Origin of the sequence: Bacillus cereus (genome assembly GCF_015071065.1) — a bacterium.
Taxonomy (GTDB): domain Bacteria; phylum Bacillota; class Bacilli; order Bacillales; family Bacillaceae_G; genus Bacillus_A; species Bacillus_A cereus_BA.
The window spans coordinates 12,953-33,002 of the sequence record NZ_VOVA01000004.1; the positions used below are offsets into that span (position 1 = coordinate 12,953).

Genomic DNA, 20,050 nt, shown 5'->3' on the forward strand with positions numbered 1-20,050 from the left:
TTTGAAAAAATAGCGCAATGTTACAAATTACCATTGTAACGTTGCGCCATTTTTTCTTTTTATTCCTCTTATAGAGGAGATTTCATCTATTAACTGAAGAAGTGCTAAATCCTTTTGTTTACTTTCAATCATAATATCGAAATCATGATCAATTTTTTTTGTAATGTGTAAAAAAGGTTTAATAAACTCTAAATCAATATAATTTGCGTGAGCCCTAAATTCCTTTTCTGATTTAGGAGAAGAAATATGAACTTTAGGAAGGACATTTGTATGTGACCAAGTTTTAAATATCATAGGAAGTAATTCTTCTAGCGGTTCATTACAAAGGTTCGCTATGTGATGATGATAATCGAACACGAAAGGGATTTTTTCTTTTTGACAAATAGCCAAAGTTTCAGAAGTTGTATATGTTTTATCGTCATTTTCAAGAGTCATTTGTCTTTTTATATGGTAAGGAAGTTTTTGTATGTTTTCATGAAAACGTTCGATTGCCTTCTCCTTATTTCCATATGCGCCACCTACATGAATATTAATGTAGGAAGAATCTGCAATTCCCATAGCATTTAACACGTTATAATGATAGGTCATATCTGTAATTGCATTAGTTGTAATATGTGGTTTGTCGCTTGTAAATAGCGTAAATTGATTGGGGTGAAAACTTACGCGTAAATTGTGTTCTTGAATTAATGCTCCTATTTTACGCCATAGTGGAGCAAATAGTTGAATGTAATCAAATTCAACTTCAGGATGTGTTGCAAGCGGGACGATAGAAGATGATAAACGATATAATGGAATTTCGTGTGCAATATTGTAATGAAGGATGCGTATTGTGTGTTCTAAATTTTGCAGTGTGACATTATATAATTTATCTTCACGCTCTTGTTTTTTTAGTTTTTTCCAGCTTGTAAATGTCATTGTTTTGGCAGGCGAACAGTCCCATAATGCCATAGCATGTGAGACGTATCCAAATCGCATTATCATATGTGATGCACCTCTTTAGCTTTTGAAATGTCCCTATAAAAAGAACGCGAGTATCGTTCCTATCCATTCCTTTCCTCTATCAATAATGGAGAGAGGGCTGACATCTTCAAAGGAAAGTAATGAGGAGCGTCCCAAATCTTCCTCGAATTTGCTTTTTACTTCTTGTATGAAATGTTTATCGTATAAAAGGCAGTTGATTTCATGGTTAATATATAAACTTCTCATATCAAAATTAGCAGTTCCGATATCACAAATATGATCGTCTACTATAATAATTTTTGCGTGGAAAAATCCTTGCTGAAAAGCGTAAATATTACAACCTGCTTGTATTAACTTTCGGCAATATGGGAATTTTGCTTCTCGAACGAGGGCGTGATCAGCCTTTTGTGGAACGAGAATAGTTATTTGAACCCCACGTTTTCGTGCTTTTAATAATGCGTTCATAATTTTTTTTCCAGGAATAAAATATGGTGTACCGATAAAGAGTTCTTTTTTCGAGCTTTCGATTAAATGTAAAAATGTATTTTGTAAATAGGCACCATCAGTAGGGATGAAACGATGTAGAACGGTCCCTGGCTGTTGCGTAGGAAAATAAAGAGATGAATCTAATAAATTTTGGTCTGTATCGTCAAGCCAATCATGTAAAAATTGTTTTTGTAAGTCTTGTATCCCTTCTCCTGTAAGACGCAAATGATAATCTCTCCATAACCCTAACTGTTGATTATGCCCTAAATATTCCTCGCCAATATTAAATCCACCAATATAACCAATTTTCCCGTCAATAACTGTAATTTTTCTATGGTTTCTTTGATTTGCAGAAAAGAAAGGAAAAGGAAATTTCACTTTGTGACAAAATGAAAAAGAAACACCATGCTTTTGTAGGGAGTAAATTGCTTCTTTTGATAAATAATGACTTCCAAACCGATCGAGTAAAAGTCTTACTTCAATTCCCTCTTGTGCTTTATCGATAAGTAACTTTAAAAACTTACGACTTATGTCATCGTTTTTTACAATAAAAAATAAAACATGCACATGGTGTCTAGCTTGTTTTATATCAGTAAAGAGAGCATCGTACAGATCATTTCCGTATGTATAAAGGCGAAAATCACTTTGACGTAAAGGGAAAGAACGAGAACGTACACGCTTTAAATGAACAATTCTCCCATATGAAAGGTCGATTATAATCCAGAGAGCGCTGCCTAATAACAAGAGAGATAAGAAAAACATAAGTAAATTCCCTCCTTCACGGTCTTTTCACCATCAATTTTTTACAAATCAAAATTTCACTTTATCCCGCTATTTACAGGCAGTAAGACTCCCACCTCAAAATTAGGGTGAAACCAAGAAGTTGGGTGGGATTCGGGCTGCCCGTAAAAGTCCGATTAGTGAGGGCTAATAATTATTGGGCATGAACAGCTCCGCCGATTAAAGTTTCACTTTATAGTTTCACCGAAATAAACAGCTTTATTAAAAAATGTGTTGTTGTATAACAAAAAACTGTTGACTGAATGCTCACTCATTATATAATGGGAATAGGGGATATAATTCAGAAAATTATATATTTTCGAAGATTCTAAAAAAGAAAGAGGGCTTACAAAGAGAGGGGTAGCATAAAATGAATAGCTTACTAATCATTAATTGGCTGGCTGCCATTGCTGTTATTGCTTATGCGGGATATTTGTTTGTATATCTTATACGAACGAGGATGGCCTACATACAATTAGGAAAGAAGATTGAATTTGACCGTCGTTTTAAAGAGCGTTGGGATCTCCTTAAGGTCAATGTTTTCGGTCAAAAAAAGCTGCTGAAAGATAAAAAGAGCGGCATCATTCACGTTATGTTCTTTTACGGATTTATTCTTGTCCAATTTGGAGCAATTGACTTCGTTTGGAAAGGGCTCGCACCGGGATCACATCTTCCACTTGGACCACTATACCCTGCATTTACATTCTTCCAGGAAATTGTCACACTTGTTATTTTAATTGCAGTCTTTTGGGCTTTTCATAGACGCTATGTTGAAAAGCTTGTTCGTTTAAAACGTAATTTTAAATCAGGTCTTGTCCTTATCTTTATCGGTGGCTTAATGATTTCTGTGCTACTTGGTAATGGGATGGGAATTATATGGCATGGCGAAGAGCTTTCGTGGAGTGAACCAATCGCTTCTGCAATCGCTTACGTTTTCTCAGGGGTAAATGAAACCGTAGCCATTTCAGTGTTCTATTTCTCTTGGTGGGTGCATCTATTAATCTTGTTAACGTTTTTAGTTTATGTACCACAATCAAAACATGCGCATTTAATTGCTGGACCAGTTAACGTATTTTTTGGTCGTCTTTCAAATCCAGGAAAACTTGAAAAAATCGATTTTGAAGATGAAACGCAAGAAACATTCGGCGTTGGTAAAATTGAAGACTTTAGACAAAATCAACTTATCGACTTATATTCTTGCGTCGAATGTGGTCGTTGTACAAATATGTGTCCGGCAACAGGAACAGGAAAAATGTTATCACCAATGGATTTGATTTTAAAACTTCGTGATCATTTAACTGATAAAGGAGCAGCGGTAACATCAAAAGCACCGTGGGTTCCAGTTGTTGCTTTTAATAATACACAAGGAAATCAATTAGCGATGATGGCAGCTGGAAAAGGACAACAAGAATCAGCGGCTACAGCGTTAGCTTACGATCCGAGCTTAATCGGAGATGTTATTACAGAAGAAGAGATTTGGGCGTGTACAACGTGCCGTAACTGCGAGGATCAGTGTCCAGTTATGAATGAGCATGTTGATAAAATTATTGATTTACGCCGCTATCTCGTTTTAACAGAAGGAAAAATGAACGCGGAAGCACAGCGCGCAATGACAAATATTGAGCGTCAAGGAAACCCGTGGGGTCTGAACCGTAAAGAGCGCGAAACATGGCGCCAAGGTGATGATGAAGTAACCGTTCCAACTGTAAAAGAGAAATCAAAAGCTGGTGAGGAGTTCGAATATTTATTCTGGGTTGGTTCAATGGGATCGTATGACAACCGCAGTCAGAAGATTGCGATATCATTTGCGAAGCTAATGAACGAAGCAGGCATTTCATTCGCAATTCTTGGTAATAAGGAAAAGAACTCTGGTGATACACCGCGCCGCCTTGGAAATGAATTTGTATTCCAAGAGATGGCAACAAAAAATATTGAAGAATTTGAAAAAGCAGGAGTGAAGAAAATCGTTACGATTGACCCTCATGCTTATAACACTTTTAAAAATGAGTACCCGGACTTTGGCTTACAAGCAGAAGTCTATCATCATACAGAATTACTAGCCCAGTGGGTGAAGGAAGGACGGTTAAAACCTGTCCATTCTATTGAAGAAACAGTTACGTACCATGATTCCTGTTACTTAGGAAGATACAACGAAGTATATGAGGCACCGCGCGATATTCTAAAAGCAATTCCAGGTGTAAACCTTGTAGAAATGGCGCGTAACCGTGAAACGGGAATGTGCTGTGGTGCAGGTGGCGGCTTAATGTGGATGGAAGAAACGACAGGTTCTCGTATTAACGTTGCTCGTACAGAACAAGCGCTAGCTGTACAGCCGTCAATTATCGGTACAGGATGCCCGTATTGCTTAACGATGATTAGTGACGGTACGAAAGCGAAAGAAGTTGAAGAAACAGTTCAAACTCTGGACGTAACAGAGATTTTAGAACGCTCAGTTATCGGACAGAAGAAAGAAGCAATGTAGTTTGTGGGAATGCATCTAACTTTAGAAAGAGGTGCAATAATTGCACCTCTTCTCAACGCAAGGATACCGAGCGAGCGCTCGGTGCTAAAAAAAGAAATGGGGGAAAGAAATATGAATAAAACAGTTATTTTAAGTGCTGCAAGAACACCGGTTGGAAAATTTGGGGGAACTTTAAAAGATGTGAAAGCAACAGAACTTGGAGGAATCGCAATTAAGGCAGCGCTTGAAAGGGCGAATGTTTCCGCTAGTGATGTTGAAGAAGTTATATTCGGAACGGTTATACAAGGAGGGCAAGGACAAATTCCATCACGCCAAGCAGCAAGAGCGGCGGGCATTCCTTGGGAAGTGCAGACAGAAACAGTAAATAAAGTTTGTGCATCAGGACTTCGCGCAGTTACTTTAGCGGATCAAATTATTCGTACTGGTGATCAATCACTGATTGTAGCTGGTGGAATGGAATCGATGAGTAATAGCCCTTACATTTTACGAGGGGCAAGATGGGGATACAGAATGGGTAACAACGAAGTTATCGATTTAAATGTTGCAGACGGTTTAACATGCGCATTTTCAGGTATACACATGGGTGTTTATGGTGGAGAAGTTGCGAAAGAAGATGGGATCTCTCGTGAAGCGCAAGATGAATGGGCATATCGTAGCCATCAACGTGCGGTTTCGGCACATAAGGAAGGTCGTTTTGAAGAGGAGATTGTACCAGTAACAATTCAGCAAAGAAAAGGCGATCCTATCGTCGTGGCTAAGGATGAGGCGCCACGCGCGGATACAACGGTTGAAAAATTAGCGAAATTAAAGCCTGTTTTTGATAAGACGTCGGCAGTAACAGCTGGTAATGCTCCTGGACTAAATGATGGAGGTGCTGCGCTTGTATTAATGAGCGAGGACAGAGCGAAGCAAGAAGGAAGAAAGCCATTGGCGACAATTTTGGCGCATACGGCGATTGCAGTAGAATCGAAGGATTTCCCAAGAACGCCAGGTTATGCAATTAATGAATTGCTGAAAAAGACAGGTAAGACAATTGAAGAAATTGATCTATTTGAAATCAATGAGGCATTTGCGGCAGTAGCAATTGCAAGTACAGAAATCGCAGGGATTGATCCGGAAAAATTGAATGTAAATGGCGGTGCTGTAGCAATGGGGCATCCAATTGGAGCGAGCGGAGCACGTATTATCGTTACACTTATCCATGCACTAAAGCAGCGCGGCGGCGGAATTGGAATTGCTTCTATTTGTAGCGGTGGCGGTCAAGGTGATGCAGTGATGATTGAGGTTCATTAATTTACGTTCAGGAAATTTTGGGTTTATTAACAACTTACATTAAGGGGGAAGAAAGAATGGGTGTACAAAAAATAGTTGTAATTGGTGCAGGGCAAATGGGTTCAGGTATCGCGCAAGTATGTGCAATGGCAGGCTATGATGTGAAAGTGCAAGATTTAAAGCAAGAGCAATTAGAGAGAGGGCTAGCTGTTATTTCGAAAAATTTAGCCCGTCAAGTAGAAAAAGGCCGTATGAAGGAAGAAGAGAAAGAAGCGACTTTAAATCGTCTTACATGGACGCTCGATTTAAATAGTGTAAAAGAAGCGGATCTTGTTATTGAAGCAGCTGTTGAAAAAATGGACATTAAAAAGAAAATTTTTGCGAATCTAGATGAAATTGCTCCAGAACACGCAATTTTAGCGACGAATACATCATCTCTACCAATTACGGAAATTGCAGCGGTAACGAAACGTCCGGAAAAAGTAATCGGCATGCACTTTATGAATCCAGTTCCAGTTATGAAACTCGTTGAAATTATTCGTGGTTTAGCTACAGATGATGCGGTGTATGAAACGATTGAGGATATTACGAAAAGGATTGGGAAAGTTCCAGTTGAAGTGAATGATTTCCCAGGATTTGTATCGAACCGTATTTTATTACCGATGATTAACGAAGCGATCTATACGTTATATGAAGGTGTAGCGACGAAAGAAGCGATTGATGAAGTAATGAAACTTGGTATGAATCATCCAATGGGACCACTTACGTTAGCTGATTTTATCGGTTTAGATACGTGTTTATACATTATGGAAGTGTTGCATGAAGGATTAGGAGATAGTAAATATCGCCCATGTCCATTATTACGTAAGTATGTGAATGCAGGATGGTTAGGACGTAAAACGGGTCGTGGTTTCTACGTTTACGAATAAATTCCTCCCTTTATTAAAGTAGTGGTCTGACCAAATTGTTAAAAAGATATATAGCAAACGGAGGCGAAGTACATGAATTTTCACTTTACTGAAGAGCAACAAATGATGAGGAAAATGGTTCGAGATTTTGCGCAGAAGGAAATAGCTCCCTTTGTTCCTAGTATGGAACAAGGGGTGTTCCCAAAAGAGATTTTGCAAAAGATGGGTGAGCTTGGACTAATGGGTATTCCAGCACCTGCAAAATATGGCGGGGCAGAAATGGATTTTATTTCTTACATTCTAGCGATTGAAGAAATTTCAAAGGTAAGCGCAACGGTTGGTGTAATTTTAGCTGTACATACGTCAGTTGGAATGAATCCGATTTTGTATTTTGGAACAGAAGAACAGAAGCAGAAATATGTTTCTAAACTGGCGACTGGTGAATATTTAGGCGCATTTGCTCTAACAGAACCGAATGCAGGATCAGATGCAGGCAGTTTGAAATCAAGAGCTGTAAAAAAGGGCGATCACTACATCATTAATGGGTCGAAAGTCTTTATTACAAATGGTGGTGAAGCAAGTACATATATCGTCTTCGCGTCTACCAATCCAGATGCGGGGAAAAGCGGGATTTCAGCATTTATAGTAGAGAAAGATACACCAGGCTTAATCATCGGAAAAGATGAGCATAAGATGGGTCTTCTTGGTTCTCGTACAGTGCAACTTACGTTTGAAGATATGAAAGTGCCGGCCGAGAATTTACTTGGTGAAGAAGGACAAGGATTTAAGGTGGCAATGGCGAATTTAGATGTTGGGCGAATTGGAATCGGAGCGCAGGCATTAGGAATCGCGGAAGCGGCGCTTGCATGTGCGATTGATTATGCGAAAGAGCGTGAGCAATTCGGAAAGCCAATTGCGGCGCAGCAAGGACTCGGATTCAAACTTGCAGATATGGCGACTAGCGTAGAAGCAGCGCGATTACTTGTATACAGAGCAGCATCGCTAAGAGCACAAGGATTACCGTGCGGTAAAGAAGCTTCTATTGCGAAATTATTTGCTTCTAAGACAGCTGTTGAAGTTGCGATTGAAGCGGTGCAAGTATTTGGTGGTTATGGTTATACGAAAGATTATCCAGTAGAAAGATTTTTCCGTGATGCGAAGATCACACAAATATATGAAGGAACGAGCGAAATACAAAAGCTTGTAATTAGTCGAGCTTTATAAAAAGGCAGAGGGGGAGACGGGAATGCATTTTAAATTATCAGAAGAACATGAAATGATAAGAAAAATGGTTCGGGATTTTGCAAGGAATGAAGTAGCACCGACAGCAGCAGAGCGTGATGAGGAAGAGCGATTTGATCGCGCTTTATTCGATCAAATGGCAGAGCTTGGTTTAACCGGTATTCCGTGGCCTGAAGAATACGGCGGAATTGGAAGCGATTACTTGGCGTATGTAATTGCCGTTGAAGAATTATCTCGTGTCTGTGCTTCTACAGGTGTAACGTTGTCTGCACATACTTCACTTGCTGGATGGCCAATTTTTAAATTTGGAACGGAAGAGCAAAAACAAAAGTTTTTGCGCCCAATGGCTGAAGGGAAGAAAATTGGTGCATATGGCTTAACAGAACCAAGCTCTGGATCAGATGCTGGTGGAATGAGGACGACTGCAAAGCGAGATGGAGACCATTACATTTTAAATGGTTCGAAAATCTTTATTACAAATGGCGGCATTGCTGATATTTATGTTGTTTTTGCATTAACAGATCCTGAGTCGAAGCAGCGCGGCACGAGTGCATTTATTGTGGAGAGTGATACGCTAGGATTTTCAGTTGGGAAGAAGGAAAGTAAGTTAGGAATTCGCTCTTCGCCAACGACTGAAATTATGTTTGAAGACTGCCGTATTCCTGTAGAGAATCTGCTAGGGGAAGAGGGCCAAGGATTTAAAGTTGCGATGCAAACGTTAGATGGCGGCCGTAATGGTATTGCGGCGCAAGCGGTCGGGATTGCACAATCCGCTTTAGATGCTTCTGTAGAATATGCAAGAGAACGTCATCAGTTTGGGAAGCCGATTGCGGCGCAACAAGGAATTGGTTTTAAACTTGCAGATATGGCAACGGATGTAGAGGCAGCGCGTCTTTTAACATATCAAGCGGCGTGGCTTGAATCTGAAGGGCTTCCGTACGGGAAAGAATCAGCGATGTCAAAAGTATTTGCAGGTGATACAGCGATGAAGGTAACGACTGAAGCAGTACAAGTATTTGGTGGTTATGGTTATACGAAAGATTATCCAGTAGAGCGTTATATGCGCGATGCAAAGATTACACAAATATATGAGGGAACACAAGAGATTCAAAGGCTTGTGATTTCTCGTATGTTAACGAAGTAGGAACGAAAGCGTAGGTATTTTCCTACGCTTTTTACTTCCAAAAATAATAGAGAGAGGTGAAGGGATGGTTAAACATAATGTACATGCGTCAGTGAAAGATGAAAAATTAGTTGCGTTAAGGCGTGAACAAATGATTAAAGGTGCGGTGCAGCTGTTTAAGCAAAAAGGATTCCCGCGTACAACAACGAGAGAAATTGCGAAAGCGGCTGGATTTAGTATCGGAACACTTTATGAATATATTCGTACAAAAGATGATGTATTATATTTAGTTTGTGATAGTATTTATGAACATGTAAAAGAGCGGTTAGAGGAAGTAGTGTGTACAGAGAAGGGAAGTATAGAAAGCTTAAAGATAGCGATAACGAATTACTTTAAAGTGATGGACGAATTGCAGGAAGAAGTATTAATCATGTATCAAGAAGTACGTTTTTTATCGAAAGAATCACTTCCGTATGTATTAGAAAAAGAGTTTCAAATGGTAGGAATGTTCGAGAATATTTTAGAACAGTGTACGGAAAATGGAACATTTACATTAGATAAAAAAGAAATACAGTTACTTGCACATAATATTTTCATACAAGGACAGATGTGGGGATTTAGACGCTGGGCCCTGCAAAAATTGTATACTCTCGAAGAATATACAGAAATGCAAATTAGGTATGTGTTGCAAGGGGCGCATATGCTTCCGAAATAAGTAAAGGACAAATTATAATTTTATCGCCATATAAAGTGAAACTTTAATCAGTGGGGGTTTTGTTCATCCCCCACTGATTATTAGCCTTCACCAATCGGGCGTTTACTGCCCGCAAATAGCGGGATAAAAGTTTCCCGTTTTTTTTGTAGCATATTTGTGCGACTTTTGTTTATAATGAATAGTATGGATTTTTTTAAACAGACCGTTATATATAAGTTTATATTTGAAGAAAGGAAGTGCCGCATAAGTGGGTTTTAAGCAATATTCACCAGAAGAGCTAAAAGAATGTTCAATGATTGAAGTTGTACATAGTGTTTTAGGGAATAAAAGACAAGCAACGACATTCAACGAGTTGGTTCAAGAAATCGCTCAAGTGCTGGGACTATCTCAAGGGCAAGTTAATACGAAACTCGCACAATTTTATACAGATTTAAACATTGATGGACGTTTCATTAATTTAGGAGAAAATCGTTGGGGGCTACGTAGCTGGTACCCATATGAGCAAATTGATGAAGAAATTCTGCCTCAGCCAAAACCGAAGAAGAAACGCAAAGTTGAAGAAGACGGTTTTGACGACTACATTGAAGAAGATGATGTAGAAGAAGTAGAAGAAGAAGAAGTAGAAGAAGTAGCAGATTTGGACAAAGTTCTTGAAGACGAAGACGCAGATGATGATGATGATCTTGATGATTTAGAAGAAGATAATGAAGACTTCGCAGAAGAAGAACTTGAGTACGATGAAACTGAAGAAGAAGAAGAGGAAGAGCGGTAGTTCTTGACTTTTCATTATCGTCCATGTAGAATCATTTTTGGGCTCTTTAAAAAAAGACGATAATACTTTTAAAGTGTAAATATAAAAGAAAATTGCTCCCTACTTATTACTTTATGTGATGAGGGGAGCAATTTTCTTTTTTGTTTTTTGTTTAGAAAATAAAAAGAGTCTAACAATAAGATAGATACAGTGTTATCTACATACGTTGCGCTTTGCAACGGTGATTATATAATAACGAAGTAGAAGGGAGTATTTTTATGACTAAGTATATTTTTGTAACAGGCGGTGTAGTATCGTCTTTAGGTAAAGGTATTACAGCAGCATCTCTTGGAAGACTTTTAAAAAATCGTGGTTTAAACGTAACTATTCAAAAGTTTGATCCATACATTAACGTAGACCCAGGGACTATGAGCCCATACCAACACGGTGAGGTATTCGTAACAGATGATGGTGCAGAAACGGACTTAGACCTAGGTCACTATGAGCGTTTTATCGACATCAACTTAAACAAATACAGCAACGTAACAACAGGTAAAATTTACTCTTCAGTTCTTCAAAAAGAGCGTCGTGGTGAATATTTAGGAGGAACAGTTCAAGTTATTCCTCACATTACTAACGAAATTAAAGAACGTGTATATCGTTCTGGTCGCGAAACAAACGCCGACGTTGTTATTACAGAAATCGGTGGAACTGTTGGTGATATTGAGTCTCTGCCATTCTTAGAAGCAATTCGTCAAATTAAGAGCGACATCGGTCGTGACAATGTAATGTACATTCACTGTACGTTAATCCCGTACTTAAAAGCAGCGGGTGAAATGAAAACAAAACCAACGCAACATAGCGTTAAAGAGCTTCGCAGCTTAGGTATTCAACCAAATATTATCGTTGTTCGTACAGAACTACCTGTTTCTCAGGACATGAAAGACAAGCTTGCATTATTCTGTGACATCGATACAAAAGCAGTTATCGAAGCACGCGATGCAGATACTTTATATGCGGTTCCATTATCTCTTCAAGAACAAAACATGGACCAAATCGTTTGCGATCACTTAAAATTAGACAATCCAGCTGCAGATATGACAGAGTGGACTGCGCTAGTTAATAAAGTACGTAACCTTTCTAAGAAAGCAAAAATCGCTCTTGTTGGTAAATACGTAGAGCTTCAAGATGCATACATTTCTGTTGTAGAAGCACTTCGTCATGCAGGTTATTCATTCGACACAGATGTAGAAGTGAAATGGGTAAACGCTGAGCACGTAACAGCAGAGAACGTAAAAGAATTAGTTGGCGACACAGATGGTATCCTTGTACCAGGTGGCTTCGGCGATCGTGGTGTAGAAGGTAAAATCGTTGCAATTCAATATGCTCGTGAAAACAAGGTTCCATTCTTAGGAATTTGCCTAGGTATGCAACTTGCATCAATCGAATTTGCACGTAACGTATTAGGATTAGAAGGGGCTAACTCTTCTGAAATTAATCCTGACACACCTTATGCAATTATCGATTTATTACCAGAACAAAAAGATGTAGAAGATTTAGGTGGTACACTTCGCCTTGGTCTATACCCATGTAAGCTTGCTGAAGAAACAAATGCTTACAATGCTTACAATGAGCCGGTTGTATATGAGCGTCATCGTCATCGTTATGAGTTCAACAATCAATTCCGTCCAGATATGGAAAAAGCGGGATTTGTATTCTCTGGTACAAGCCCAGACGGTCGTCTAGTGGAAATTATTGAATTACAAGATCATCCTTGGTTCGTGGCAGCACAGTTCCATCCAGAACTTGTATCTCGTCCAAACCGTCCACAACCATTGTTCCATGATTTCGTAAGTGCTTCTATTACGAATAAAGAGAGCAAGTAATAAAAAAACAGCCGTCACTTTAAAGTGACGGCTGTTTTTTTATAAGTTTTCTATGTAATTATAATAATGGCTTAGGATGCTGCAAGGTATTAGCAAAGAAGATTAAATAGAAATGTATAACAGGACCTAAGTTTTAGGCCCTGTTAACATAAATTATTCATAGTCCCCAATTATTTCATCAATTGTAAATTTCAATCCGTGATAAGCAAATAAAGCTACAATTAAACTTGGGAAACCATAACGGTTACCTTCATCATCTGGAATAAGACCTTTTAACAGCTTTGTATCAATATGTACATCTGTATATTGTTCCAGTGATTCAGCACCTTCTTGAATAGCTGAGATTCCAACGATAGATTGGCCTTCTTCATGAAGTTTTTTCGTGGTTTTTATAATTTCTTCATCTGTCGAAAAACGACTGATAAGAAGTACGCGGTCCGCAGAAGTCACTGTCGCCAGTTCACCGTTTTCTATTAAACGTTTTGCTTGTTTCATTGGTTCGGCGCCAAATAATGCTTCTGAAACAATACCCTCCATTTCGTTTGTACCGTGCAAGTAAATGAAGCCGTCGCCCACTAACGCCTGGGCAAGTAGACGAGCGCTATCTTCTATATTCATTTCCTCTTTTTGAGAAATTCTGGAGAAATATCCACTTAATTGAGTCGAGAAAATTTTTAACATGTTGTTGCTCCTTTCTTTCGTGCTAGCCGGTTCCCATTATAGCTCATTTTTTTTGGAAAGGGGAAATAGTAGGGTGGCATAACGAAATAGTAAACGGTAAAATAAGAAAGAATAGGAAGGGATTTGGCAAAGAGTAGCGAAAATAAACCGATAAGATATAAGAAGCTTTAAATCTTGTACTTACACAGAAAGGTTGGGAGTTATGGAAGGGAAAATTTTAATCGTTGATGATCAATATGGCATTCGTGTTTTATTGCATGAAGTGTTCCAAAAAGAAGGTTATCAGACGTTCTAAGCAGCGAATGGATTTCAAGCTTTAGATATCGTGAAAAAAGATAATCCGGATTTAGTAGTGTTAGATATGAAAATCCCAGGTATGGATGGTATAGAGATTTTAAAACATGTAAAAGAAATTGATGAGAGTATTAAAGTGATTTTAATGACTGCTTATGGAGAATTGGATATGATTCAAGAAGCGAAAGATTTAGGAGCTTTAATGCACTTTGCTAAACCGTTTGATATTGATGAGATTCGTCAAGCAGTGAGAGATCAGCTTGCTGTAGAGGCGTAAAAAATGAATTTTTTATAAAAAATATGGAAAAAAGCGTTTACATGGACTATTGAGCAGGTGAATACGGTTGAGTTTTTGAGTACAAGTTGTTATCCTATTGAGTGTAGAAGAAGTCCGGTATGTAAATATACATATTTTACCTTATTCTGGTCATACTACCAGCGATAAGAATTTATCGGATACAAAAAACGTTTTTTAGGAGGATTCACCATGCCTTTAGTTTCTATGAAAGAAATGCTAAACACAGCACTAGAAGGAAAATACGCAGTTGGTCAATTCAACATGAACAACTTAGAGTGGACTCAAGCTATCTTAGCTGCTGCGGAAGAAGAAAAATCTCCTGTAATCTTAGGTGTATCTGAGGGTGCAGCTCGTCATATGACTGGTTTCAAAACAGTTGTAGCTATGGTTAAAGCTTTAATCGAAGAAATGAACATTTCTGTTCCTGTAGCGATTCACCTTGACCATGGTTCAAGCTTCGAAAAGTGTAAAGAAGCAATTGATGCAGGTTTCACATCTGTAATGATCGACGCTTCTCACCACCCATTCGATGAAAATGTTGAAACTACTAAAAAAGTGGTAGAATACGCACACGCTCGTAACGTATCTGTTGAAGCTGAGCTTGGAACAGTTGGCGGACAAGAAGACGACATCATCGCTGAAGGCGTAATTTACGCTGATCCTGCAGAGTGTAAGCACCTTGTTGAAGCAACAGGTATCGATTGCCTAGCTCCAGCTTTAGGTTCTGTACACGGTCCTTACAAAGGTGAGCCTAACTTAGGATTCGCTGAAATGGAACAAGTTCGTGACTTCACTGGCGTACCTTTAGTATTACACGGTGGTACTGGTATCCCAACTGCTGATATCGTAAAAGCTATTTCTTTAGGTACTTCAAAAATTAACGTAAACACTGAGAACCAAATTGAGTTTACAAAAGCTGTTCGTGAAGCATTAAACAAAGACCAAGAAGTTTACGATCCTCGTAAATATATTGGACCTGGCCGCGACGCTATCAAAGCAACTGTTGCTGGTAAAATGCGTGAGTTCGGTTCTAACGGTAAAGCGTAAGAATAAAATTCCGTTTTGGAAACCGTCTAGTCTTTTAGACGGTTTCCTTTCGTTGTATAATGAAAGCGTGAACAAGTCTAAAGATTTTATAAAGTGAATTTTTAGTTTGCAAACATAGAAAATAATGTGCATAGTCCTATTAATAAATGTGGTAAGTATCTGAATTGAGGGATTTGATTCGATGAATAGTTAATCTTCATCTATTTGTACAGCAGGGGAGCTACAGGTGATGGTTTTCTACTTATTGAGTTTCAGGATGGAAAGAGTGATTGAGATTCTTAAGGGGGAGCCTTCTACTTCTTCTTATAAAGAAGTAGAAGATAAATACATTCACAAGAAGGGAGCTCAATATGGAAAAGTTGCTAATTGAAGGCGGAAGAGCTTTAAATGGAATAATTCGCGTGAGTGGTGCAAAGAACAGTGCTGTTGCACTAATTCCAGCGACAATTTTAGCAGATACTCCAGTAACTATCGGTGGCGTTCCTAATATTTCGGACGTGAAAATGTTAGGAGACTTACTAGAGGAAATTGGAGGGAAAGTAACTTATGGGCAGGAAGAAGAGATGGTAGTCGATCCTTCTAACATGGTTGCGATGCCTTTACCAAATGGAAAAGTGAAAAAATTGCGCGCCTCTTATTATTTAATGGGTGCAATGCTTGGCCGTTTTAAAAAAGCTGTTATTGGGCTTCCAGGTGGATGTCATTTAGGGCCACGACCGATTGATCAGCATATTAAAGGGTTTGAAGCGTTAGGGGCACATGTTACAAATGAACAAGGTGCCATTTATTTAAGAGCAGATGAACTACGTGGAGCGCGTATTTATTTAGATGTTGTTAGTGTAGGAGCTACGATTAATATTATGCTAGCGGCTGTACGAGCGACAGGTAGAACTGTTATTGAAAATGCAGCGAAAGAACCAGAGATTATTGATGTAGCTACATTGTTAACGAGTATGGGAGCACGTATTAAAGGTGCTGGTACAGACGTAATCCGAATTGATGGTGTGGATTCTTTACACGGGTGTCACCATACTATCATTCCAGACCGTATTGAAGCTGGTACGTATATGATTTTAGGAGCAGCGTCAGGAGGAGAAGTAACAGTTGATAATGTTATTCCTCAGCATTTAGAATCCGTTACTGCGAAGCTAAGAGAAGCTGGTGTTCAAGTTGAAACGAACGATGACCAAATTACAGTGAATGGCAATAGAAGGTTAAAAGTAGTTGATGTAAAAACGCTTGTATATCCAGGGTTTCCAACAGATTTACAACAGCCGTTTACAACGCTTTTAACAAAAGCGCATGGAACAGGAGTCGTAACTGATACAATTTACAGTGCACGTTTCAAACATATTGATGAATTGCGCCGTATGAACGCGCAAATTAAAGTAGAAGGCCGTTCAGCAATTGTGACTGGACCTGTTTTATTGCAAGGTGCGAAGGTGAAAGCGAGTGACTTACGAGCTGGTGCGTCCCTTGTTATTGCGGGTTTAATGGCAGATGGCATTACCGAAGTAACGGGACTTGATCATATTGATCGAGGTTATGAAAATATAGTAGACAAGCTTAAAGGGCTTGGTGCAAACATTTGGCGAGAACAAATGACAAAGCAAGAAATTGAAGAAATGAAGAATGCATAAAGTGAAACTTTAATCAGTATGGGGTATCCCGCGCCGATTATTAGCCCTCACCAATCGGGATAAGGTGGTGATACTTCCGTTAATGGGGAGCGAAGAATTACTACTAACGGAAGTACACTTTATAGAAAAATAAGGTTCACAAAATATGGCAGAAATATAAAGACTTAAAGGAGAGGGATTATCGTGGAAAGAAGTTTATCTATGGAGTTAGTACGTGTAACGGAGGCTGCAGCATTATCATCAGCGCGTTGGATGGGACTCGGGAAAAAAGATGAGGCAGACGGTGCAGCAACATCAGCTATGCGTGATGTATTTGATACAATTCCGATGAAAGGTACAGTTGTAATTGGTGAAGGTGAAATGGATGAAGCACCAATGCTATATATCGGAGAGAAATTAGGTACAGGATATGGACCACGCGTAGACGTTGCAGTTGATCCTTTAGAAGGGACAAACATCGTAGCAGCTGGCGGCTGGAATGCACTTGCTGTTATTGCAATTGCAGATCACGGCAATTTGTTACATGCTCCTGACATGTACATGGATAAAATCGCGGTTGGCCCAGAAGCGGTTGGAGCAATTGATATCGACGCACCTATTATCGATAACTTACGTGCAGTTGCGAAAGCGAAAAATAAAAATATTGAAGATGTTGTAGCGACAGTTTTAAATCGTCCACGTCATCAAGCGATTATCGAAGAAATTCGTAAAGCTGGTGCTCGTATTAAATTAATTAACGATGGAGATGTAGCTGGAGCAATCAATACAGCATTCGACCGTACAGGTGTAGATATTTTATTCGGTTCTGGTGGGGCGCCTGAAGGAGTATTAGCGGCTGTTGCATTAAAATGTTTAGGTGGAGAAATCCAAGGGAAGCTTCTTCCTCAAAATGAAGCAGAATTAGCTCGTTGTAAAAAAATGGGTATTGAAGATATAAATCGTATCCTTCGTATGGAAGACTTAGTAAAGGGTGACGATGCAATCTTTGCAGCGACAGGTGTAACAGACGGAGAACTATTACGAGGCGTTCAATTTAAAGGTAGCGTAGGAACAACACAATCCCTTGTTATGCGTGCGAAATCAGGCACAGTACGCTTCGTAGATGGCCGCCATAGCTTAAACAAAAAACCGAATTTGGTTATTAAATAAAAAGCGGAGGTGGCTTGTTTAGAAGGGGAAGGCATTGGAGCTCCTGACGAAGAGGCGTTTTTTGCCTCGCAGGAAGGGGTGAAATGGCTGACCCTTCTAGCCACCGGAGCTGGATTAAATAAAAAGCGTAAGCAGCTCGTTCAGAATCGCAGGACACTTCAAACTCTCGACTTTGAAGCGCTTTTTGCTTCGAGCGAGAGAGCGAAATGACCGGAGATTCTAGCGCTGGAACTGGATTAAATAAAAAGCGGAAATGGCCTATCTATTCTGCCTTACAATAAGGTGAGTAGAAAAAAGTAAGAAATATAAAAGGCGAAGACAAATTTTCTTGTCTTCGCTTCTTGTATTTGTGTTTCAACGTATTGATTAAAACTAGACAAAAGGGTTACAATAGTGAATATTATCCTACTTGAACTTATTGCCTTTCATTATTATTTATTTGCCTTCCGTATTTTTTCCCTTTACCCATGTGAAAAGAGAATAACGTTAAAGTGTGGTGTCTGAATGAATTTGTCAATTGCAGCATTAGAAAACATGAAATTAAAAGAGTTATACGAGCTTGCGAAAGAATTTAAGATTTCGTATTACAGCAAGTTAACGAAAAAAGAGCTAATCTTCGCCATCCTAAAAGCTCGAGCAGAAAAAGAAGGATTCTTTTTCATGGAAGGCGTATTAGAAATTATTCAATCAGAAGGATTTGGATTTTTACGTCCTATCAACTATTCTCCAAGCTCAGAAGATATTTATATCTCGGCTTCGCAAATTCGTCGTTTCGATTTACGTAATGGAGATAAGGTTTCTGGTAAAGTACGACCTCCGAAAGAAAATGAACGCTATTTTGGATTATTACAAGTTGAAGCTGTAAACGGAGATGATCCAGATTCAGCAAAAGAGCGTGTGCATTTCCCTGCATTAACACCGTTATACCCAGATCGCCAAATGAAATTGGAAACGGAAACGAAAAAGTTACCGACACGCATCATGGATTTAATCGCGCCAGTTGGATTTGGACAACGTGGTTTAATTGTTGCGCCTCCAAAGGCTGGTAAAACAAGTCTGTTAAAAGAAATTGCACACAGTGTCACAACAAACCATCCGGAAGCAGAATTAATTGTACTTTTAATTGATGAGCGTCCAGAGGAAGTAACAGATATTGAACGTTCTGTTAAAGGTGATGTTGTAAGCTCTACTTTTGATGAAGTACCAGAAAATCATATTAAAGTAGCTGAGCTTGTATTAGAACGTGCAATGCGTCTTGTAGAGCATAAAAAAGACGTTGTCATTTTAATGGATAGTATTACCCGTTTAGCGCGTGCTTACAACCTTGTTATTCCGCCAAGTGGTAGAACACTGTCAGGTGGTATTGATCCAGCTGCTTTTCATAGACCGAAGCGCTTCTTCGGTGCTGCACGTAATATCGAAGAGGGCGGTAGCTTAACAATTTTAGCAACAGCGCTTGTTGATACAGGTTCTCGTATGGATGATGTAATTTACGAAGAATTTAAAGGAACTGGAAATATGGAACTTCACTTAGATCGCTCATTAGCTGAGCGTCGTATCTTCCCAGCGATTGATATTCGTCGCTCTGGTACGCGTAAAGAAGACCTATTAATTCCGAAAGAACATTTAGACAAGCTGTGGGGTATTCGTAAAACAATGCGTGATACACCAGACTTTGTTGAAGGCTTCTTACGTAAACTTCGTCAAACAAAGACAAATGAAGAATTTTTACAAAACATTGTTGCAGACTCAAAAAGGTATGTAACAACTAAGTAAAGGGAAAAGATTGGGACTCGCTTATTTCATAGTAAGCGAGTTTTTTATGTTTTTAAGGGAATATTAGAGAGAGTAATATATGGAAATAGTTTTGTTTTTTGAGATGAAAATCATATTTGGATCGAGAGCTTGAAGTACCCTACGATTCTGAGCGAGCCGCTTGCGCTTTAAGATGGTATCCAGTTCCGGCAGCTAGCTCTTCGTGTCTAAGAACCTCCGCTACTCAAGGTGAAAAGCACCTTTTGTGCGAGAGAACCTTAGCCAGTCAGAGCTGAGCGAGCCGCCTCCACTTTAAGGTGTTATCCAGCTCCAGCGGCTAGAATGGTCGGTGGCTTCGCGTCTTCCTGCGAGGCAAAAAGCGCCTCTACGTCAGAAGCTCCATCCCCCTCTCATTCTGGGCGAGCCGCTTGCGCTTTTAAATTTAAAAAGACAAAAACAGGTAGTTGCAAAATGGAGTTAGCCTTGTTATAATTCATCATATGTGTTTCATCAATATAGTTGTGTAAGCAGCTGAAGATGAAAAACTCTGTTTCGAAATGATTCAGGGCGGAAGGAGATGA

General features: G+C 39.2%; 16 protein-coding genes and 1 pseudogene. 14 read left to right on the top strand and 3 right to left on the bottom strand.

Features of this window, described 5'->3' with window-relative positions; all coding sequences use genetic code 11:
* Positions 1–27: 27 nt before the first annotated feature.
* Both uvsE and cls read right to left on the bottom strand, forming a co-directional pair.
* Positions 28–981, bottom strand: a complete 954-nt coding sequence (uvsE, locus tag FT637_RS13365) for a UV DNA damage repair endonuclease UvsE (protein WP_193646733.1) — start codon at positions 979–981, stop codon at positions 28–30.
* 33 nt (positions 982–1,014) lie between these two features.
* Complete coding sequence (gene cls, locus FT637_RS13370) at positions 1,015–2,208, bottom strand: cardiolipin synthase (protein WP_193646734.1); 1,194 nt, start codon at positions 2,206–2,208, stop codon at positions 1,015–1,017.
* Between the two features lie 388 nt (positions 2,209–2,596).
* Here cls and FT637_RS13375 point away from each other — a divergent pair, with 388 nt between their 5' ends.
* From FT637_RS13375 to pyrG, 8 genes are all read left to right on the top strand, one after another.
* Positions 2,597–4,708 carry a heterodisulfide reductase-related iron-sulfur binding cluster gene (locus FT637_RS13375; RefSeq protein ID WP_193646735.1) on the top strand — a complete coding sequence of 704 codons (2,112 nt, stop codon included), beginning with the start codon at positions 2,597–2,599 and terminating at the stop codon, positions 4,706–4,708.
* Positions 4,709–4,717: 9 nt separating this feature from the next.
* Positions 4,718–6,001, top strand: a complete 1,284-nt coding sequence (locus FT637_RS13380) for an acetyl-CoA C-acetyltransferase (RefSeq protein ID WP_193646736.1) — start codon at positions 4,718–4,720, stop codon at positions 5,999–6,001.
* A 56-nt stretch (positions 6,002–6,057) separates the two neighbouring features.
* Positions 6,058–6,909 (top strand): 3-hydroxybutyryl-CoA dehydrogenase, encoded by an 852-nt coding sequence (locus tag FT637_RS13385; RefSeq protein ID WP_193646737.1) that lies wholly within the window; start codon positions 6,058–6,060, stop codon positions 6,907–6,909.
* Positions 6,910–6,981: 72 nt separating this feature from the next.
* Positions 6,982–8,112, top strand: a complete 1,131-nt coding sequence (locus FT637_RS13390; protein WP_193646738.1) for an acyl-CoA dehydrogenase — start codon at positions 6,982–6,984, stop codon at positions 8,110–8,112.
* Between the two features lie 22 nt (positions 8,113–8,134).
* Positions 8,135–9,274 carry an acyl-CoA dehydrogenase AcdA gene (gene acdA, locus FT637_RS13395; protein ID WP_193646739.1) on the top strand — a complete coding sequence of 380 codons (1,140 nt, stop codon included), beginning with the start codon at positions 8,135–8,137 and terminating at the stop codon, positions 9,272–9,274.
* Between the two features lie 64 nt (positions 9,275–9,338).
* On the top strand, positions 9,339–9,968 hold the full coding sequence (locus FT637_RS13400; protein ID WP_193646740.1) for a TetR/AcrR family transcriptional regulator: 630 nt from the start codon (positions 9,339–9,341) through the stop codon (positions 9,966–9,968).
* Between the two features lie 247 nt (positions 9,969–10,215).
* Positions 10,216–10,740: a DNA-directed RNA polymerase subunit delta gene (gene rpoE / locus FT637_RS13405; protein WP_193646741.1), complete on the top strand. Its 525-nt coding sequence runs from the start codon at positions 10,216–10,218 to the stop codon at positions 10,738–10,740.
* A gap of 257 nt (positions 10,741–10,997) precedes the next feature.
* Complete coding sequence (pyrG, locus tag FT637_RS13410; RefSeq protein WP_193646742.1) at positions 10,998–12,605, top strand: CTP synthase; 1,608 nt, start codon at positions 10,998–11,000, stop codon at positions 12,603–12,605.
* Positions 12,606–12,758: 153 nt separating this feature from the next.
* Here the strand turns inward: pyrG and FT637_RS13415 are convergent, their stop codons facing one another.
* Positions 12,759–13,286, bottom strand: a complete 528-nt coding sequence (locus tag FT637_RS13415; RefSeq protein WP_193646743.1) for a DUF2529 domain-containing protein — start codon at positions 13,284–13,286, stop codon at positions 12,759–12,761.
* A 202-nt stretch (positions 13,287–13,488) separates the two neighbouring features.
* On the opposite strand from FT637_RS13415, the pseudogene spo0F reads away from it, so the two are divergent.
* From spo0F to rho, 6 genes and pseudogenes are all read left to right on the top strand, one after another.
* A pseudogene (gene spo0F / locus FT637_RS13420) lies at positions 13,489–13,857 on the top strand (sporulation initiation phosphotransferase Spo0F).
* 210 nt (positions 13,858–14,067) lie between these two features.
* Complete coding sequence (locus FT637_RS13425) at positions 14,068–14,925, top strand: class II fructose-bisphosphate aldolase (protein WP_002016312.1); 858 nt, start codon at positions 14,068–14,070, stop codon at positions 14,923–14,925.
* 350 nt (positions 14,926–15,275) lie between these two features.
* Positions 15,276–16,565 carry a UDP-N-acetylglucosamine 1-carboxyvinyltransferase gene (gene murA, locus FT637_RS13430; protein WP_193646744.1) on the top strand — a complete coding sequence of 430 codons (1,290 nt, stop codon included), beginning with the start codon at positions 15,276–15,278 and terminating at the stop codon, positions 16,563–16,565.
* Between the two features lie 183 nt (positions 16,566–16,748).
* A complete protein-coding gene (glpX, locus tag FT637_RS13435; protein WP_193646745.1) occupies positions 16,749–17,714 on the top strand; it encodes a class II fructose-bisphosphatase in 966 nt (321 codons plus the stop codon).
* A gap of 9 nt (positions 17,715–17,723) precedes the next feature.
* On the top strand, positions 17,724–17,924 hold the full coding sequence (locus tag FT637_RS13440) for a hypothetical protein (protein WP_193646746.1): 201 nt from the start codon (positions 17,724–17,726) through the stop codon (positions 17,922–17,924).
* Between the two features lie 294 nt (positions 17,925–18,218).
* On the top strand, positions 18,219–19,490 hold the full coding sequence (rho, locus tag FT637_RS13445) for a transcription termination factor Rho (protein WP_002123767.1): 1,272 nt from the start codon (positions 18,219–18,221) through the stop codon (positions 19,488–19,490).
* Positions 19,491–20,050 lie beyond the last annotated feature (560 nt).

Excerpts from the sequence above, each read along its gene's own strand:
- uvsE (WP_193646733.1), bottom strand. The coding sequence starts at position 981 with ATGATAATGCGATTTGGATACGTCTCACATGCTATGGCATTATGGGAC.
- FT637_RS13425 (WP_002016312.1), top strand. The coding sequence starts at position 14,068 with ATGCCTTTAGTTTCTATGAAAGAAATGCTAAACACAGCACTAGAAGGA.
- cls (WP_193646734.1), bottom strand. The coding sequence starts at position 2,208 with ATGTTTTTCTTATCTCTCTTGTTATTAGGCAGCGCTCTCTGGATTATA.
- FT637_RS13415 (WP_193646743.1), bottom strand. The coding sequence starts at position 13,286 with ATGTTAAAAATTTTCTCGACTCAATTAAGTGGATATTTCTCCAGAATT.
- murA (WP_193646744.1), top strand. The coding sequence starts at position 15,276 with ATGGAAAAGTTGCTAATTGAAGGCGGAAGAGCTTTAAATGGAATAATT.
- FT637_RS13380 (WP_193646736.1), top strand. The coding sequence starts at position 4,718 with ATGCATCTAACTTTAGAAAGAGGTGCAATAATTGCACCTCTTCTCAAC.
- rho (WP_002123767.1), top strand. The coding sequence starts at position 18,219 with ATGAATTTGTCAATTGCAGCATTAGAAAACATGAAATTAAAAGAGTTA.
- FT637_RS13385 (WP_193646737.1), top strand. The coding sequence starts at position 6,058 with ATGGGTGTACAAAAAATAGTTGTAATTGGTGCAGGGCAAATGGGTTCA.
- FT637_RS13390 (WP_193646738.1), top strand. The coding sequence starts at position 6,982 with ATGAATTTTCACTTTACTGAAGAGCAACAAATGATGAGGAAAATGGTT.
- FT637_RS13400 (WP_193646740.1), top strand. The coding sequence starts at position 9,339 with ATGGTTAAACATAATGTACATGCGTCAGTGAAAGATGAAAAATTAGTT.
- acdA (WP_193646739.1), top strand. The coding sequence starts at position 8,135 with ATGCATTTTAAATTATCAGAAGAACATGAAATGATAAGAAAAATGGTT.
- FT637_RS13375 (WP_193646735.1), top strand. The coding sequence starts at position 2,597 with ATGAATAGCTTACTAATCATTAATTGGCTGGCTGCCATTGCTGTTATT.
- pyrG (WP_193646742.1), top strand. The coding sequence starts at position 10,998 with ATGACTAAGTATATTTTTGTAACAGGCGGTGTAGTATCGTCTTTAGGT.